The following is a 14,556-nucleotide window of genomic DNA, read 5'->3' as shown; positions in this document are numbered from 1 at the left end:
GGCGTCAGGCCACTTCGAACAGGCCCGCGGCACCCATGCCGCCACCGACGCACATCGTCACCACGACGAAGCGCGCGCCGCGCCGCTTGCCTTCGATCAGTGCATGCCCCACCAGCCGCGAGCCGGTCATGCCGTAGGGGTGTCCGATGGTGATGCCGCCGCCGTTGACGTTCAGCTTGTCGGGATCGATGCCCAGCCGGTCACGCGAGTACAGCACCTGGCAGGCAAAGGCCTCGTTCAATTCCCACAGCCCGATGTCGCTCACCTTGAGCCCGTGGGTCTTCAGCAGCTTGGGCACCGCCAGGACGGGGCCGATGCCCATCTCCTCGGGCGCGAGGCCGGCGACCGCGATGCCGCGGTAGATGCCCAGCGGCTTGAGCCCGCGGCGCTCGGCGACCGTGCGCTCCACCAGCACGCAGGCCGATGCGCCATCCGACAGCTGGCTCGAGTTGCCGGCCGTGATGACACCGCCTTCGATGACCGGCTTGAGCTTGGAAAGGCCTTCGAGCGTCGTATCGGGGCGATTGCCTTCGTCGCGATCCAGGGTCACGTCGCGCAAGCTGACCGCGCCCGTCTCCTTGTCGGCCACGGCCATGCGCGCGGTGATCGGCACGATCTCGTCGTCGAACAGGTGGCGCTCCTGCGCCAGCGCGGTGCGGCGTTGGGCCTCCGCGGAATATTCGTCCTGCGCCTGGCGTGAGATGCCGTACTTCTTCGCCACGATCTCGGCCGTGTTCAGCATCGGGATGTAGGCGTGCTGCACGCGCGCAACGAGCAGCGGGTCGGCCTCTTCGCCCACCCACTTGACGAAAGGATTCTGCACGGCGGAGATGTTCTCCTGGCCCCCGCCCACGGTCACGTCCATGCCGTCGACGACGATCTGCTTGGCCGCCGTCGCGATGGCCATCAGCCCCGAGGCGCATTGCCGGTCCATCGTCTGCCCCGGCACCGACTGCGGCAGTCCCGCCGCGAGCGCCGCGAGGCGTCCGATGTTCATGCCCGCGGTGCCGGCGGCCATTGCGCTACCGATGACCACGTCTTCCACTTCCCCGGGGTTGATGCCCGCGCGCTGCACGGCATGCTGGATCGCGTGGCCCATCAGCGTGGGCGACTTGATGTTGTTCAACGCGCCGCGGAACGCGCGGCCGATGCCCGTGCGTGCGGTGGAAACAATGACGGCTTCTCTCATGAATCAGACTCCAAGGGGTTCGGTGAAAAGGTTGGCGTAGCGGCTGGCCACGACGTTGCGGTTCAGGCGCAGAACGAGGCGAGCGCGACGAGTCCGTAGATGGCACCGCTGGAGATGCCTTGCACGATCAGCTGGGTCGGTTGGGTCATCGGATCATCCGTTTGGATTTGAATAACGATCGTTTGGTAAACGTTGGTGAACTATAGATTTGCAATCACTGCAGCGTCAACACGCTGGGGTAGGTTTGCAGCAGGTAGAAACCCTCGCCCGGCAGATCGATGAACCGATGGAGCCATGACCGTTTACCAAACGGTCGGCATGCTATGATGGTGCTCCAAGATCTGTAGAGGCTCATTCATGCGCTATCCGGCAAACCACAAAGAGGAAACCCGCAAGAAACTGCTCGCGAATGCCCGTGCCATCGCGAAGAAGGGCGGCTTCGGAACCACCGGCGTCGATGAATTGATGGCGAGCATCGGCCTGAGCGGGGGAGCGTTCTATGGCCATTTCCCGTCCAAGGAGGCGCTGTTCGCCGAGCTGCTCGAGCACGAGATCTCGAACAGCACCGACATGCTGGCCGGAGACCGCGATTCGCCGCCCGACCACGTCGCCAAGCGCCTGCGCAGCTACCTGAGTTCGTACCACGCGCTGCATCCCGAAACCGGCTGCGTCCTGCCGGCCCTCGGGCCCGAGATCGCCCGGGCCGGCCCCGAAGTGCGTGCGGCCGTCGAGGGGGGACTGAAGCGCCTGCAGAAGAGCTGGAGCTCGCGCATCGGCGACCCGGATGCGGCATGGGCGTTGATTGCCCAGTGCGTCGGTGCACTGGTCCTGTCGCGCGCGGTCGAATCCGAGCGCACCCGCAAAGAGATCCTCGCCTCCAGCCGCCGCTTCATCGACCAGACGCACGCGCTGGATGAGGCTCCCGCAAAGCCGTCCAAGGTGTCCTGACAGTCGAAGCCGATGTTGTCCAGGCGCGCCACTCCCGCACGTGCGCCAATGCAAACGCTCTCTGCACCGCAAACGCACGCGATCGCTGCCGCGGGCCTTCAGCGGTCAGCCTGTACCGACGCCAAGGCGCATCAGCTCGCCCGCGTGATCAGGCAGCAATATGACGCGGAACTCGGCAAGGTCGGTCTCAGAATCACGCAGTACCGGCTGTTGATGGAGGTCCTGGCGCACGGGCCGGTGCGCCCCTGCGATCTGGCCGAGACGATGTCGCTCTCTCCATCAACGCTGACACGCACTCTCAGGCCACTCATCTCGGCAGGTTGGGTGGATCTTGGACCGGGTTCTGACGGGCGCACTCGGAGCGTGCGTATCACCGCTGCGGGCCGCGGCAAGTGTGCCGAGGGCATGCCTCACTGGAGCGTGGCCCAAGCCAAGGTGCACCGATTGATCGGGAGCCGAAATGTCAGCGCACTGCATGCGCTCATCGGAGAGTGCGTGACGCGCATTTCAGCAGTGGAATGAATGACATCAAGCCATGAAGAAGGCTTCGGCCGCTATTTGAAAGCGGCCGACCAGCGATCTGTGATCAGCGTTGCAGTTGCATCAGACGAGCGCACCCAGTGCGGCGGCATCAAAGCCCTTCAGGTTCTTGTGATCCCCCGATTGAATTTTCGAAACCCAGTGCGGGTCGCCGAGCAATGCACGGCCGACGGCAATCAAGTCGAACTCATTGCGTTCCATGCGCTCGACCAATTGCTGCACGCTCGCCGCTTTCGATCCCTTGCCGGCAAAGGCGTTAAGGACGTCGCCGTCCAGGCCCACAGAGCCCACGCTGATCGTGGTCGCACCGGTCAGCTTCTTGGCCCAGCCTGCGCAGTTCAGGCCGTTTTCGCCGTCGATCTCCGGAAATTCCGGCTCCCAGAAACGCCGCTGCGAGCAATGCAACACGTCCACGCCAGCTTCCACGAGCGGCAGCAGCCAATCCGTCATCTCCTTTGGCGTGGGTGCGAGACGCACGGTCAGGTCCTGCTGCTTCCACTGGCTGACGCGCATGATGATCGGAAAGTCGGGACCCACCGCCTTGCGGGTGGCGGCCACGATCTCGCTGGCGAACCGCGAACGCTCCTTGAGCGTGGCGCCGCCATACCCATCAGTGCGCCTGTTGGTACCGGACCAGAAGAACTGGTCGATGAGATAGCCGTGTGCACCATGAATTTCCACGGTATCGAAGCCCAGGCGCTTGGCATCTGCCGCAGCTGCAGCGAACGCCGCCACGGTGTCCGCGATCGCTTCCTCGGTCATGGCTTCACCGCGCGGCTTGTCCGGTGCGTCCAGGCCCGACGGGCTTTCCACCGGCGAATCGGGTTCCCACTCGGTGTAGAGCGCCGAACCGGTATGCCAGAGTTGCGGACCCATGCGGCCGCCGGCTGCGTGCACGGCATCGATCACTCCCTTCCAGCCGGCCAGCGCGGCTTCGCCGTGGAAGAACGGGATGTTGGGATCGTTGCGGGAGGCAGGGCGATCGACGACCGTACCCTCCGAAAGAATCAACCCGACCTGGCCTTCTGCACGGCGCCGGTAGTAGGCCGCATTGGCCTCGACGGGGACACCGTTGGGCGAGAAGGTGCGGGTCATCGGCGCCATGACAAGCCGATTCTTGAGTTGGAGGTTCTTGAGGGTGAGTGGCTGGAACAGCGCGCTGGTGTCGACGGATGACATGGATAGCTCTCGGTTGTAAGACCTGGCGAATGGTATACACCGTAAACCTAGTGTCAATTAGGCACTTTGAAGTGCCCAGGTATATCCGAGGAAACCGAACATGATTGATCGCCCACTTCAATGCTTCGCCCCCGATTTCGCGCCTCATGCCTCGCACGGCAAGCGACTGGATTTTTCAAGGCCGCCCAGGCACATTGATGGCACACGCACCTGATCAAAGCCATTCGCCGGAGACGAGCATGAAGTCCGCAGGACTGAAGGGAACCATCGCGATCGAACTCGTGCATGAAGCGCTTCATGCCGCGCAGCTTCGCAACATGGACATCACCCATGTCCTCGAGCTCGCCAAGCTGGATCGCGAGTTGCTGAACTCTCCTCGCGCGCGCATCTCCGCCGCGGCGTATTCGCGCATGTGGGTCGCGCTTGCGGATCTGATGGACGACGAGTTCTTCGGTCTGGACAGCCACGGGCTGCGGCGCGGAAGCTATGCGCTCATGACCCGTGCCGCTGTCAGCTCGGACAACCTCGAGCACGCCCTGCGCCGCATTCTCAGATTCCTTCGATCGACGCTGGACGATTTTCGTGGCGAGTTGATCCGGACGGAAAGCGAAGCTCGCGTGATCCTGCACGACGGCGGCGTGCTGCGCCGGTTGTTCGGCTACGGCACCTGGTTCATCCTCGTGCACGGCCTGGCATGCTGGCTGGTGCATCGGCGCATTCCCTTGAGCGAGATGCAGTTTCGGTGTGCGCCGCCCGTCGACGATAGTCACTACCGCACACGGTTCTGCGACAACGTGACCTTCAATGCCGAGACCACGCACATCGTGTTCGCGAGCGACCTGCTGGACCTGAAGATCGCAGAGACGCCCGAGACGGTCGATAGCTTTCTCCGCGCGGCTCCCGCGAACTTGCTTGTCAAGTATCACAACGACGCCAGTACAAGCGCTCAGATTCGAAAGAGTTTGCGCAGCCGGATGCCGGACGAGTGGCCGGAGCTGGAAAAAATCGCTCGGGAGTTGCGCCTTTCCAGCACCACGCTCCAGCGCAGGTTGCAGCAGGAAGGTTTGAGCTATCAACGGTTGAAGGACGACCTGCGCCGCGACATCGCCATTGACCTGCTGTCGAGTGCGTCGTTGACCGTGGCGGAGGTTGCCGCACAGACTGGATTTCAAGAAACGAGTGCGTTCCATCGCGCCTTCAAGAAGTGGACCGGCGTCAGCCCCGGCGCCTATCGCTCCGCCAGCAACCCGACGCAGGAGCGCTCATCGCGCCCGTAGCTCCCGTGTCCTGACGCCCCGCTCATATCGAGGTCCTTGGGCATGGGCATCGAACAGTTGCAGAAATAACCTCCGGTCGACGCCGCGCAAAGCGGCCAACACCAACGACAGGAGACAACATGCAACAAGTCGATGTGCACGCCTTGGCGGGTCAGTCGCGTTTCAATGGATTCCACGGGCTCGTCCTTTTCTGGTGCGTGCTGATCCTCATCATCGACGGCTATGACCTGGCTGTCGTCGGGGCAGCGCTCCCGTCGATCATGAAAGACATGGGGGTCGATGCAACAAGCGCCGGCGTCATGGCCGGGTCCGCGTTGCTTGGCACGATGCTGGGGGCCATCTTTCTTGGCACCTTGGCGGATCGAATCGGGCGTCCGCGCATGATCGCGGTGTGCGTTGCGTTCTTCAGTCTTTTCACCGCTGCGGCCGGTTTGACCCATGACCCGATCAGCTTCAGCGTCGCCCGCTTCATCGCCGGCCTGGGCATCGGAGGCGTGCTCCCCATCGTGACGGCGCAGATGGGCGAGTTCGCTCCATCGAATCTGCGCACACGCTTGGTGACGCTGGTGTTTGCCGGCTATTCAGTGGGCGGCATTCTTGTCGCCCTGACCGCCAAGCAACTGATCGAAGGCTACGGGTGGCAGTGGGTGTTCTACGTGGCGGGACTTCCTGTGCTTCTGATCCCGCTCATCCTCAAGACGATGCCGGAGTCGCCGTCGTTCCTCGTCAAGAAGGGTGACCAGCGGCAGCTCCGGGCGATGGCGGCAAGGATTGCGCCCGAGCAGGTGCATGCGATGGACGTCGTCTACATTGGATCGCCCACCGACAAGGTGCGCGCAGCACCCATACGCAGCCTGTTCGAGGAGGGCCGTGGGCTCAGCACCGTGATGATCTGGGTCGCATTCATGACGGGCCTTTTCATGGTCTATGCGCTGAACTCGTGGCTCACCAAGCTGATGGCCATGGCAGGGTACAGCCTCGGCTCCGCCCTGAACTTCGTGATCGTCTTCAACGTCGGCGCCATTGTCGGCGCGATCGGCGGAGGACTGCTGAGCGACAAGTTCAACATCAAACACGTTCTGATCGGCTTCTATGCAGCAGGTGCCATATCCCTGACCGCACTCGCGTATACGAAGTCGACTGAACTGCTGTTCCTGGCCGTGTTCATCGTTGGTGCTTCCACGTTGGGCACGCAACTCCTGGCCTATGCATACGCCGGTGATTTCTATTCGCCTGCGACACGGTCAACGGGTGTGGGCTTCGCCTCCGGTGTTGGCCGCATTGGCGCCATCGTCGCACCGGTTCTGATCGGTTGGCTTGTCTCCTTGAAGCTTCCCATGGAGCAGAACTTCATGGCGATCGCGGTTGCCGGGCTTCTCGGGGCTGTCGCCGTCACGTTCGTGAACCAATCGCGAGCCGATTCGACGCGCACCAGAGCCGTGAACGCACTGGCCAGCTAGCAAGCAAAGCCCGCATCGAAGGAGGCGGTATCGCCTGGCCCCGACGGGTGTCCGTACGCCCCACGTTACTGACGTGATCGGACATGGCCGCGAAGGGGCTCGGTGGATAGAGTGAATCGACAAGGCACTTGCGGGTGAGCAGGTGCGAAGGAGACAAGAATGCAAGCAAGAGATCGTGGTTTTGTCATCACGGGCGCAGGTTCCGGCCTGGGCGCGGCGACGGCTCGGCGCCTGGTGAGGGCGGGCGCTTCCGTCCTTCTGCTGGACCGGGACATTGCCGCAGCGCAGGCCCTTTGCGATGAGCTGGGAGACCGGTCCATTGCAGTCCGGGCCGACGTCACGTCCGCGGCCGATGTCGAGAATGCGCTGCGGCTTTTCCGCGAAGCCTTGGGCGACCTCCACGGTGCCGTCAACTGTGCAGGGGTTGCGCCCGCGGAGAAGGTGTTGGGGCGCGAACGTCCGCATGATCTGGATGCCTTCGCGCGCACGATCCAGATCAATCTGGTCGGTACCTTCAATGTGCTGCGGCTCGCGGCCGCGCAGATCGCGAAGTACAGCGCCACGGAAGACGGCGAGCGCGGCGTGATCGTCAACACGGCGTCGGTTGCCGCCTTCGATGGGCAGATTGGCCAGGCGGGATACGCCGCCTCCAAGGGAGGGATCGCCGCCATGACGCTGCCTGTTGCAAGGGAGCTCTCGCGCGTGGGAATCCGGGTGGTGGCCGTGGCACCGGGAATCATGGAAACGCCAATGCTTTCGGCCATGCCGGCCGAGGTGCAGCAAGCGCTGGGACAGATGGTGCCTTTCCCTCCGCGATTGGGTCGTCCGGACGAGTTCGCGAGCCTGGTGTTGCACATCATCGAAAACCAGTACCTCAACGGCGAAGTGATTCGTCTGGACGGTGCGATCCGCATGGCTCCCAAGTGACCACCGAGTACCTCTTGCCCCTGACGCGCGGCACCAAAGATATGAGAAGAGAAGGATTTTTCGAATGAACCGAGTGACCGCGCCCGCATTGAGCGCAGAAGCCCTGCGAGAGGCCGTGGATTGGGCCATCTCCAGCCGACGCAGCGTGCGAGCTTTCCTGCCCACGCCCGTGCCTTGCGAGGAAGTCGAAGCCATTCTTTCGACGGCGCGCTACAGCGCCTCCGGCATGAACATGCAGCCGTGGCGCGTGCATGTATTGACCGGCGAGGCGAAGGCGAAGCTGTCTGCAGTGCTGGCCGAGCTCGATGACGACCCGGAAGGTTCGCAGGACCTTCAGGAGCCCTACGACTACTACCCGCGCGAATGGTTTTCTCCGTATCTCGAACGGCGCCGAAAAGTTGGGTGGGACCTGTATGGCCTGCTAGGGATAGCCAAGGGCGACAAGGAGCGCATGCACAAGCAGCATGGGCGCAACTATCGTTTCTTTGACGCTCCCGTCGGGCTCTTCTTCACCGTGAATCGCGAACTCGCGGAAGGAAGCCTGCTGGACTACGGCATGTTCCTGCAGAGCGTGATGATTGCTGCGAGGGCTCGGAATTTTCACACCTGCCCCCAGGCAGCCTTCCTCAAGTTTCACCGCCAGATCGCCGACTTCCTGGAGATTCCCGTCGGGCAGATGCTCGTGTGCGGCATGAGCCTTGGCTATGCCGACCCAGCTTCCATCGAGAACTCGCTCGTCACCGAGCGTGAGCCGGTGTCGACATTCACGACGTTTCACCATACAGCCAAGGAGACAAGACCATGAGTGCGAAGTCCTATGGAACGGGCCTTGACCGCTGCGAAGCGAACCATGTGCCACTGACGCCGCTTGGCTTCCTGGATCGGGCCGCCCTCGTGCATCCGAAGCGCGTGGCGGTGGTGCACGGCGATCTGACGCGGACGTGGGAGCAGACACGCGAGCGCTGCTATCGCCTTGCGTCGGCACTCGTCGCGCGGGGCATCGAGCCGGGCGACACCGTCTCCGTTCTCGCACCCAACACACCGGCCATGCTGGAAGCGCATTTCGGCGTGCCGCTGGCCGGCGCAGTCCTCAACGCCATCAATCACCGATTGGACGCGGAGGGAATCGCGTTCATCCTGCGGCACGGCGAGTGCAGGCTGCTGCTGGTCGATCGCGAGTTCTCCGCAGTCGTCGCCGCGGCGCTGAAGAAGCTCGACCATCCGCCTTCGGTGATCGACATCGAAGATCATCTGGCACCGCCTGGCGAGCGCATCGGCGAGGCCGACTACGAATCTCTGCTCGCAAGTGGCGATCCGGATTTCGCGGGCCGCTGGCCGTCTGACGAGTGGCAGCCCATCGCCCTGAACTACACCTCCGGCACGACGGGCGATCCCAAAGGCGTGGTCGTCAGCCACCGCGGCACTTACCTGATGAGCCTGCTCCAGAACACGAACTGGGCCGTTCCGCGGGCACCGAGGTATCTGTGGACGCTGCCCATGTTCCATGCGAACGGCTGGTGCTTCACATGGGCGATCACGGCCGCAGCGGGTACGCATGTCTGCCTGCGCCGGGTGTCCGCCGAAGCGGTGCTGCAGGCGATCGACGTGCACCAAGTCGATCATCTCTGTGCCGCTCCGATCGTCATGGCCATGTTGGCGGACTCTTCGCGGCACATCAGGTTGAACCGGCCGGTGCGCGTACTGACCGCCGGATCGCCTCCGCCGATCGCCGTGCTGGACGCGGTGCTGGCCATGGGCTTCGACGTGGAGCATGTCTTCGGCATCACCGAGGTGTCCGGCACGCCGGTGAGCTGCGTCTGGCAGGACGGGTGGGACGATCTCCCGCCGTCCGATCAAGGCAAGCTCAGGGTGAGGCAGGGCGCGAGGGCCGCCATGTTCGAAGGCCTCATGGTCGGCGACGCGGACACGCTCGATCCTGTTCCTCGGGACGGCAAGACCGTCGGTGAACTGATGCTGCGCGGAAATACGGTGATGATGGGCTACTTCAAGAACGAAGCAGCCACGCGCAAGGCACTCGCGGGCGGTTGGTTCCGTACCGGCGACGTCGCGGTGCTCCATGAGAACGGCTATGCCCAGATCACCGACCGTTCGAAGGACGTGATCATCTCGGGCGGAGAGAACATCTCATCCGTCGAAGTCGAGGACGCAATCCATGGGCATCCGGCAGTGCTGCACGCTGCCGTTGTCGCTCAGCCAGACCCGAAGTGGGGCGAAGTTCCCTGCGTCTTCATTGAACTGCGAGCCGGCGTTGCAGCACCGACCGAAGAGGAGATATTGAAGTTCTGCCGGGAACGCTTGGCCCACTTCAAATGTCCGCGCCGCGTGGTGTTCACAAGCCTCCCCAAGACCGCCACCGGAAAAATCCAGAAGTTCCGTTTGCGCCAGGAAGCGGGAAGCACGGAAGCCATCACCAGGTTGGCAACTCATGATTGAGTGCATGCCGGCGGTGGGCCCCGCGATCGAGGCTGGGTACTGCTTCTCGCGCGTCCATCGCTTCGATGACGAGCAGGTTCGCACGTTTGCACGAGCCGCAGGGGACGAGAACCCGCTGCACCACGACGCAGACTTCGCACGCAGCACGCGATTCGGTGGACTGATCGCGAGCGGGGCGCATACGACGTCACTTCTGATGGGCCTGGTCGGGTCTCACTTCGCCAAGAGGGGCCATGTCCTGGGCACGAGCTTTTCGGTCGATCTGCTGTATCCCGTATTGGCGACCGAGACCGTGACCCTGGCGTGGGTCGTGACATCCACATCGGCCGCCGCCCGCCGGAAGAACGGGAGCGTTCTCGAACTGGAGGGTTCGATGAAGGACGCCAATGGGCGGGTCAGCGTGCTCGCGTACGGCAGGGTCTTGTTCGATCCGGAACTCTAAGTCGAGGTCACGCCCCGAGGGGTGACCCGTTTCGCTCGGGCAAGCAGGCGCCTGCCCATTCCTAAAACGAGCTATTGGAGACAGAAATGATCAATCTAGATAGGCCCTCTCGCGTTTGGCCAGGGGCCGCCGCCGCCACGGCACATCGTGCAAGCAACTCGGTGCCTGGACGCCCTCTGAGGAAGGCAGCCGCGCTCGTGCTGGCGGCACCCCTTTTGTTGGTTGGTTGCGGCGGCGGTTCTTCGGGAGCAGCGCCCGCGGTGTTCACAGCGCCAGTGGCGGCCAAGTCGGCCGAAGCTGCATGCATGGAATTGCAGGGCCAGACTTTCGAAGGTGCTGTCGTCGCCAAGGCGCAATTTTTTCCGACCGCGGGAGCAGTTCCCGAGAACTGCCTCGTACGCGGGGAGATGCCCAAGGATCTGGCCTTCGAAGTCAGGATACCGACGGTGTGGAACCATCGAACCGTCTTCATGGGGGGCGGCGGATTCGATGGCGTGATCACCGCCAGCGCGTTGAGCCCGGGCGTGGCCGAAGGGGGTTACGCCACGATCGCGACGAACCACGGGCACACCGGGTCGAGCCTTGGGGGAAGTTTCGCCCTGGATTCCGACATGCTCAACGACTACGCGTACCTGGCGGTGGCACGGGTGCTTCCTCCGGCAAAGGCGATCATGAAGGCCCGGCTGGGCAGCGCAGAAGTCGCCAGCGCGAAGATGGTGTACGAAGGTTGCTCCGGCGGTGGACGCCAAGGCCTGATCCAGGCGCAGCGATATCCAGACGCATTCGACGGTGTCATTTCGCGCGCACCTGCGAATGCCTACACGCCGCAGTTCCTCTACTACCAAAAGCAGATGAAGCAATTGGCCAAGCCCGGCGCAGCCCTGAGCAAGGCGAAGGTCCAGGCCATTGCCAATGCCGTGATGGGCCAGTGCGACGGACTCGATGGGCTCAAAGACAATGTCATCGGTCGGCCCGATCTTTGCACGTTCAACCTGTCCGCGCTCAAGTGCACTGGCGCCGAGTCGGATTCGTGCCTGACGGATACCCAGCTGGAATCGGCCAGGACGATGTACGAGCCCACCAGCGTGGCAGGAGGCCGCTACACATGGCCGGGATTTCCCTTGGGAGGAGAAACGGCCGACCCGGCGCTTCTGCAAGCCTGGGGTGGACTCGGCCCGACGCTGCTAGGCGGCGACTTCATGAAGTACTTCGTTGCGCAGAGCGCTACCGCGGATCCACTGCAGATCGACCCGGCGCAGTACACATCGCGTCTCGACTATCTCGTCGGCTTGATCGATGCGGTGAATCCGGACCTCTCGCAGTTCAGGGCGCACGGGGGCAAGCTCCTGCTTTGGCATGGCCTGACGGATTGGTTGATCACGCCGCATAACACCACGGACTACTACAACAAGGTGATTGCGTCAGCGGGCAGCCAAGCCACAGCGGACCAGTTTGTCGAGTACTACCAGGCGCCTGGCGTGGATCACTGCGCCAACGGGCTCGGTGTCGGACAAGGCGCTGACAAGGTCGACCTGGTCGGGCCCATGTTCGACTGGATCGAAAAGGACGTGAAGCCTTCGAGCAAGAAAATCGTGGCGACCAATAGCTTGGCGGCCCCCGGGACAAAGGCGATGCAACGCCCGCTTTGCAAGTACCCGCAGTACGCAAAGTACAACGGAAGCGGCGATCCGGACGCCGAATCAAGTTTCACGTGCACGGCTCCATAGTCGTCCGGCATGGTTGGAGCAACCTTGCGCTGAGTGTGTGAGCACTTGTGTTGCCCCGACTTGGTCATCGTGACCAGCCGTGAGCGCCGATCGCGACTGTCGGGCGCGGTCTTTACGTGCCCGTCGCGCTCCATGCGGCTGACCTTCAGGTAGCGCGCGAGGTCGCCCACGCTCATTCCCCCTATGGCCTCGTCGTGCGACAGGGCACCGAGCACCGCCCATTGCTGCGTTGTCAGTCCTTCGGCTTCGACGGCCCGGCCGCCTGCAATCGGTCGCGTGCCCCGATCTTTGACCGAATTGAAATAGTGCTTTTGCCCCCGTCGTCTTACTCGCAGGACAGGTGCCTCGTAGAGTAGTCCCACGGTCCGCAAGACGAATAAGTCCCACGAGTTCGCCGGGCTCACCGCATGGCCGAGGGTGGCGCGTCGCGCCGCTGAACGTTCACCGCATCCCATTGCAAAAAAGATCGCATCATGATCATCGACTCCTCGACACTCGACTCCACCTCGGCCTACAAGCTGCTGATCGGCTCCATCCTTCCCCGCCCGATCGGCTGGGTCAGCACGCAATCCGGCAACGGGGTGGCGAACCTCGCACCGATCTCGTTCTTCACGGCCGTCGGGCGCAAGCCGCCAATGGTGTCGCTCTCGCTGCAGCCGCGCGCCGACGGCGTGACCCTGAAGGACACCTTCGTGAACATTCGCGACACCGAAGAGTTCGTCGTCAACCTGGCCACGCTGCCTCTGGCACACGCACTGCACCGTACGGCCTTCGAGTTCGCCTCCGACGTCGATGAGTTCACCGCTGTCGGGGTGGAGAAGGAAGCTTCGGCAGCAGTCCGCCCTCCGCGCATCAAGGGCGTCCCCATCTCGCTCGAATGCAAGCTCGATCGGATCATCCCCATGGCCGTGGGTGAGAACGTGGTATTCGGCCGGGTGGTCTGCTTCAACATCCGCGACGACGTCTACCTGGAGGGCGGCCGCATCGACACGGGTGCGCTGCAAGCCGTCGGCCGCCTGGCCGCCGAGTACACCCTCGTGCACAACACCTTCACGACGCCGCTGGCCGAAGAGCTCCTTGCCGCGCTGGACGGCCAACGAGCCGGGCGGCTGGATGGCAAACCCGACGGCTACTCGCCGATCGACACCAAGGAATGGTCCGCCTCCGGCTCGACCCGCTGAATCTCGATCCACCTACAGGAGACTCCAATGACTTCGCACAACCCGTCCACTGCACACGAAAGCGCGCACGCGCCGTCCACCTTCGTCTTCATCCACGGCTTCCTCGACGGCTCCGCCGCCTGGGACGCGGTCGTGGCTGGTCTTGGTGACCGCGCCGCGGATGCGCTGCGCGTCGATCTTCCAGGAATGGGCAAGCGCGCCGGCGAGCCCGGACCGCACAGCCTCGACCACTTCGCCGAAGATGTCGCCGCGCAGGTTCGTGCTTTGGCTCGCCCCATCATTCTCGTGGGCCAGAGCATGGGCGCGCAGATTGCGGAGCTGGTTGCGGGTCGGCTCAATGAACAGGTCCGAGCCCTGGTGCTGCTGACCCCCGTGCCGTTGGCCGGCACCGAACTGCCCGACGAAGTGATGAAGACCTTTCATGCACTGGGTGGCAACCCCAGCGCGCAACGCGAACTGCGTCGCAATTTTTCGACCAGCCTCGACGACGAGCAGCTGGAAACGCTCAGCCAGCTCGGCGACGGCGTCGAGGCCGCCGCAGTCGGCGTCTTCGCCGACATGTGGAACCGGGGCCATGCGCTCGGCGCACAGCACAGCCGATACAAAGGGCCCGCTCTCATCGTGCGCGGCGAGGCCGATCCCTTCGTCACCGCCGAGGTCATCTCGAGCGCCGTTGCACCGCGCTTCGACGAGCCTGTCGTCGCGTCGGTGGGCTATGCGGGCCATTGGCCGCACGTCGAGCAGCCCGATGCCTTTGTCAGGGTCCTCAGCGAGTTCCTGGCGACCGTGGACCGTGCCCGAAGCACCGCGGTGGGCCGGCAAGATTGGACTCGCGCGTTCGAACAGAAGTCGGCGACCGCATTTGCTGACGCATTCGCGGCAGACATCGTTCTCGAGGCCAGTGCGCTCGCAAAGCCAGTGATCGGTGCCGAGCAGGTCACAGCGGTGATGGCGGCAGCCAGCACGATCTACGAAGCGCTCGCCTTCACCCGCGAGGCGAAGAGCGGGCTGCGCACGTACCTTGAGTGGGAGGCCCAGGCCTTCGGTGGCGACAAGCTGTTCGGCGTCACGATCCTCTCGAAGAACGAACAAGGAGAGGTCGTACACGCGGCCATCCACCACCGTCCGCTGGGCGGTGCGTTGAAGTTTTCGGCCGAACTGGGCCGTCGCGTCGAGGGCAAGGTCGCCGCGGCGCACTTCTTCAGCGTGGACTGATACACCGCCGTCACAGG

Annotated in this window: 13 protein-coding genes and 1 pseudogene; 11 read left to right on the top strand and 3 right to left on the bottom strand. The window is 63.6% G+C overall.

Annotated features, from left to right (window positions below; all coding sequences use genetic code 11):
* Window positions 1-4 precede the first annotated feature (4 nt).
* The gene (locus ASD05_RS19895; protein ID WP_056596069.1) at window positions 5-1,189 is read right to left on the bottom strand and encodes an acetyl-CoA C-acyltransferase; all 1,185 of its coding nucleotides are present in this window, start codon (window positions 1,187-1,189) and stop codon (window positions 5-7) included.
* A gap of 357 nt (window positions 1,190-1,546) precedes the next feature.
* Here ASD05_RS19895 and ASD05_RS19890 point away from each other — a divergent pair, with 357 nt between their 5' ends.
* Both ASD05_RS19890 and ASD05_RS19885 read left to right on the top strand, forming a co-directional pair.
* Window positions 1,547-2,137, top strand: a complete 591-nt coding sequence (locus ASD05_RS19890) for a TetR/AcrR family transcriptional regulator (protein ID WP_056596066.1) — start codon at window positions 1,547-1,549, stop codon at window positions 2,135-2,137.
* Window positions 2,138-2,185: 48 nt separating this feature from the next.
* Entirely contained in the window at window positions 2,186-2,659 is a 474-nt protein-coding gene (locus tag ASD05_RS19885; RefSeq protein WP_056596063.1) for a MarR family winged helix-turn-helix transcriptional regulator, read from the top strand.
* An 81-nt stretch (window positions 2,660-2,740) separates the two neighbouring features.
* Here the strand turns inward: ASD05_RS19885 and ASD05_RS19880 are convergent, their stop codons facing one another.
* Complete coding sequence (locus tag ASD05_RS19880; protein ID WP_056596060.1) at window positions 2,741-3,856, bottom strand: NADH:flavin oxidoreductase; 1,116 nt, start codon at window positions 3,854-3,856, stop codon at window positions 2,741-2,743.
* A gap of 239 nt (window positions 3,857-4,095) precedes the next feature.
* Between ASD05_RS19880 and ASD05_RS19875 the strand changes: the two genes are divergently transcribed.
* The 7 genes from ASD05_RS19875 (at window position 4,096) to ASD05_RS19845 (ending at window position 12,143) form a co-directional block, all read left to right on the top strand.
* The gene (locus ASD05_RS19875) at window positions 4,096-5,133 is read left to right on the top strand and encodes an AraC family transcriptional regulator (protein WP_056596057.1); all 1,038 of its coding nucleotides are present in this window, start codon (window positions 4,096-4,098) and stop codon (window positions 5,131-5,133) included.
* A gap of 119 nt (window positions 5,134-5,252) precedes the next feature.
* Window positions 5,253-6,593, top strand: a complete 1,341-nt coding sequence (locus ASD05_RS19870; RefSeq protein WP_056596054.1) for an MFS transporter — start codon at window positions 5,253-5,255, stop codon at window positions 6,591-6,593.
* A gap of 159 nt (window positions 6,594-6,752) precedes the next feature.
* On the top strand, window positions 6,753-7,520 hold the full coding sequence (locus ASD05_RS19865; protein ID WP_056596052.1) for an SDR family NAD(P)-dependent oxidoreductase: 768 nt from the start codon (window positions 6,753-6,755) through the stop codon (window positions 7,518-7,520).
* A gap of 64 nt (window positions 7,521-7,584) precedes the next feature.
* Window positions 7,585-8,325, top strand: a complete 741-nt coding sequence (locus tag ASD05_RS19860) for a nitroreductase (RefSeq protein ID WP_056596049.1) — start codon at window positions 7,585-7,587, stop codon at window positions 8,323-8,325.
* Window positions 8,322-9,974: an AMP-binding protein gene (locus ASD05_RS19855; protein WP_056596046.1), complete on the top strand. Its 1,653-nt coding sequence runs from the start codon at window positions 8,322-8,324 to the stop codon at window positions 9,972-9,974. Before ASD05_RS19860 ends, ASD05_RS19855 begins: the two co-directional genes overlap by 4 nt.
* A complete protein-coding gene (locus ASD05_RS19850) occupies window positions 9,967-10,416 on the top strand; it encodes a MaoC family dehydratase (RefSeq protein WP_056596044.1) in 450 nt (149 codons plus the stop codon). Before ASD05_RS19855 ends, ASD05_RS19850 begins: the two co-directional genes overlap by 8 nt.
* 305 nt (window positions 10,417-10,721) lie before the next feature.
* Window positions 10,722-12,143, top strand: coding sequence for a tannase/feruloyl esterase family alpha/beta hydrolase (locus ASD05_RS19845; protein ID WP_235508045.1), 1,422 nt, complete (start codon window positions 10,722-10,724; stop codon window positions 12,141-12,143).
* A gap of 47 nt (window positions 12,144-12,190) precedes the next feature.
* Here ASD05_RS19845 and ASD05_RS30790 read toward each other — a convergent pair.
* A pseudogene (locus ASD05_RS30790) lies at window positions 12,191-12,406 on the bottom strand (MarR family transcriptional regulator); the annotation flags it as partial.
* 210 nt (window positions 12,407-12,616) lie between these two features.
* On the opposite strand from ASD05_RS30790, the gene ASD05_RS19840 reads away from it, so the two are divergent.
* Together ASD05_RS19840 and ASD05_RS29580 are read left to right on the top strand one after the other, a co-directional pair.
* A complete protein-coding gene (locus tag ASD05_RS19840; RefSeq protein WP_056596038.1) occupies window positions 12,617-13,324 on the top strand; it encodes a flavin reductase family protein in 708 nt (235 codons plus the stop codon).
* Between the two features lie 27 nt (window positions 13,325-13,351).
* Window positions 13,352-14,539: an alpha/beta fold hydrolase gene (locus tag ASD05_RS29580; protein WP_082572192.1), complete on the top strand. Its 1,188-nt coding sequence runs from the start codon at window positions 13,352-13,354 to the stop codon at window positions 14,537-14,539.
* Window positions 14,540-14,556: the final 17 nt, after the last annotated feature.

It is taken from the genome of Variovorax sp. Root434, from assembly GCF_001426595.1.
Taxonomy (GTDB): domain Bacteria; phylum Pseudomonadota; class Gammaproteobacteria; order Burkholderiales; family Burkholderiaceae_C; genus Variovorax.
Note: the sequence above shows the minus strand (reverse complement) of the source record. Positions and strands in the feature narration are given on the sequence as shown.

Excerpts from the sequence above, each read along its gene's own strand:
- ASD05_RS19880 (WP_056596060.1), bottom strand. The coding sequence starts at position 3,856 with ATGTCATCCGTCGACACCAGCGCGCTGTTCCAGCCACTCACCCTCAAG.
- ASD05_RS19840 (WP_056596038.1), top strand. The coding sequence starts at position 12,617 with ATGATCATCGACTCCTCGACACTCGACTCCACCTCGGCCTACAAGCTG.
- ASD05_RS19875 (WP_056596057.1), top strand. The coding sequence starts at position 4,096 with ATGAAGTCCGCAGGACTGAAGGGAACCATCGCGATCGAACTCGTGCAT.
- ASD05_RS19855 (WP_056596046.1), top strand. The coding sequence starts at position 8,322 with ATGAGTGCGAAGTCCTATGGAACGGGCCTTGACCGCTGCGAAGCGAAC.
- ASD05_RS19885 (WP_056596063.1), top strand. The coding sequence starts at position 2,186 with ATGCAAACGCTCTCTGCACCGCAAACGCACGCGATCGCTGCCGCGGGC.
- ASD05_RS19860 (WP_056596049.1), top strand. The coding sequence starts at position 7,585 with ATGAACCGAGTGACCGCGCCCGCATTGAGCGCAGAAGCCCTGCGAGAG.
- ASD05_RS19890 (WP_056596066.1), top strand. The coding sequence starts at position 1,547 with ATGCGCTATCCGGCAAACCACAAAGAGGAAACCCGCAAGAAACTGCTC.
- ASD05_RS29580 (WP_082572192.1), top strand. The coding sequence starts at position 13,352 with ATGACTTCGCACAACCCGTCCACTGCACACGAAAGCGCGCACGCGCCG.
- ASD05_RS19865 (WP_056596052.1), top strand. The coding sequence starts at position 6,753 with ATGCAAGCAAGAGATCGTGGTTTTGTCATCACGGGCGCAGGTTCCGGC.
- ASD05_RS19895 (WP_056596069.1), bottom strand. The coding sequence starts at position 1,189 with ATGAGAGAAGCCGTCATTGTTTCCACCGCACGCACGGGCATCGGCCGC.
- ASD05_RS19850 (WP_056596044.1), top strand. The coding sequence starts at position 9,967 with ATGATTGAGTGCATGCCGGCGGTGGGCCCCGCGATCGAGGCTGGGTAC.
- ASD05_RS19845 (WP_235508045.1), top strand. The coding sequence starts at position 10,722 with ATGGAATTGCAGGGCCAGACTTTCGAAGGTGCTGTCGTCGCCAAGGCG.
- ASD05_RS19870 (WP_056596054.1), top strand. The coding sequence starts at position 5,253 with ATGCAACAAGTCGATGTGCACGCCTTGGCGGGTCAGTCGCGTTTCAAT.